The sequence below is a fragment of the Mesorhizobium sp. M7A.F.Ca.US.006.04.2.1 genome, from assembly GCF_004022915.1.
Taxonomy (GTDB): Bacteria; Pseudomonadota; Alphaproteobacteria; order Rhizobiales; family Rhizobiaceae; genus Mesorhizobium; species Mesorhizobium ciceri.
This window is the reverse complement of record NZ_RZQA01001054.1, coordinates 1-1896: the sequence shown is the minus strand read 5'-3', so window position 1 is coordinate 1896 and position 1896 is coordinate 1. Positions and strand designations below refer to the sequence as shown.

Here is a 1896-nt window from a genome sequence, read left to right as displayed (position 1 = left end):
CGCCAGAATCAGCGGCATCGCGACAGCCATCCCAGCCATCATCAGTGCGCCACCGCCGCCGCCGCCGCCTCGTCGATGAGCCGGCCGGTGCGGAAGCGCTCGATGGTGAAGGGCGCATTGATCGGATGCGGATCGTCTTTGGCGATGGTGTGGGCAAAGACATGGCCCGAGCCCGGCGTCGCCTTGAAGCCGCCCGTGCCCCAGCCACAATTGACATAAAGCCCGGGCACCGGCGTCTTGGCCAGGATCGGCGAGCGGTCGGGCGTGACGTCGACGATGCCGCCCCACGAGCGCAGCATCTTCATGCGCGTGAAGATCGGGAACATCTCGCAGATGGCGTCCAGCGTGTGCTGCAATATGTGCAGGCCGCCGGTCTGCGAATAGGAGACATACTGGTCGGTGCCGGCGCCGATCACCAGCTCGCCCTTGTCGGACTGCGAGATATAGGCGTGCACCGTGTTCGACATGACCACGCAGGGCACCACCGGCTTGACCGGTTCCGACACCAGCGCCTGCAATGGATAACTCTCCAGCGGCATGCGCACGCCGGCCATGTTCATGATCACTGAGGAATGGCCGGCGGCAACGACGCCGACCTTCTTGGCACCGATGAAGCCGCGCGTCGTGTCGACGCCCAAAACCGCGCCATTGGCCGCCCGCTTGACCCCGGTGACCTCGCAATTCTGAATGATATGGACGCCGCGCGCCGAGGCGCCGCGCGCATAGCCCCAGGCAACCGCATCGTGGCGCGCCGTGCCGCCGCGCCGCTGCAGCGCCGCACCGACCACCGGATAGCGCGCATCCCTGGAGGTGTTGAGCGGCGGGCAGAATTCCTTCGCCTGCTCCGGCGTCAGCCACTCATTGTCGATACCGTTCAGCCGGTTGGCGTGCACGTGGCGCTTCAGCACCTGCACGTCGTGCACATTGTGCGCGAGCATCATGACGCCGCGCGCCGAATACATGACGTTGTAGTTGAGCTCCTGGCTCAGCCCATCCCACAGCTTCAGTGCATGGTCGTAGATGCCGGCGCTCTCGTCATAGAGATAGTTGGAGCGGATGATGGTGGTGTTGCGGCCTGTGTTGCCGCCGCCGAGCCAGCCCCTTTCCAGCACCGCGACATTGGTGATGCCGTGAACCGTGGCGAGGTAATAGGCGGTGGCCAGGCCATGGCCGCCGGCGCCGACGATGATGACGTCGTATTCTTTCCTGGGCTCAGGCGAGGACCACTGTTCTTCCCAGCCCTTGTGGCCGCGCATGGCTTCACGGGCGATGGCGAATACCGAATATTTCTTCAACGTCCCAACCTCGCCCCAAAAAGGCTTCGCGAATGGCGGCCGGCGTTCAGTCGGTCCCGGCGCGCGAGGTGTATCACTAGCGAAACAGCGCTTCCACCCTTGCGCTGTTTGCGACGGCGCTTGCCGTTTTGCGCCGTGGTGAAAAAGACGCATCCGGCGCGTCGGCGCTTTCCAGCATCTTGGCGGGTATCGGGTGGCTCGCCTGGCCTCGATCTGCGACCAAGCATCCCAACTGCCGGTCAAGCCGGCGCGAAGAAAAGGATGCAAAAATGTTCGCACTCGCAAACAAGATCGCCATCGTCACCGGCGCCAGTTCCGGCATCGGCCGCGCCACGGCAAAACTCTTCGCGGAGGAAGGCGCCAAGGCCATCGTCGCCGCCCGCCGCCAGGCCGAGCTCGACGCGCTTGTCGCCGAAATCGCGGATGCCGATGGCATCGCCATCGCGCTTGCCGGCGATGTCCGCGACGAAGCCTACGCAAAGGCCCTTGTCGATCTGGCGGTCGAAAAATTCGGCGGGCTCGACATCGCCTTCAACAATGCCGGCGCTGTCGGCCTGATGGGACCGATAGCCGAACTGCCGCTGGAAGGCTGGCGCGAGAC

The 1896-nt window shown here is 64.7% G+C and carries 2 protein-coding genes; one reads left to right on the top strand and one right to left on the bottom strand.

Going from position 1 to position 1896, the window contains the following annotated elements; genetic code table 11:
- Positions 1-41: 41 nt before the first annotated feature.
- Positions 42-1295 (bottom strand): sarcosine oxidase subunit beta, encoded by a 1254-nt coding sequence (locus EN925_RS34125; protein WP_063168974.1) that lies wholly within the window; start codon positions 1293-1295, stop codon positions 42-44.
- Positions 1296-1564: 269 nt separating this feature from the next.
- On the opposite strand from EN925_RS34125, the gene EN925_RS34120 reads away from it, so the two are divergent.
- Positions 1565-1896 (top strand): SDR family NAD(P)-dependent oxidoreductase (locus tag EN925_RS34120; RefSeq protein ID WP_128337278.1); only part of this gene is annotated, 332 nt, incomplete at its 3' end.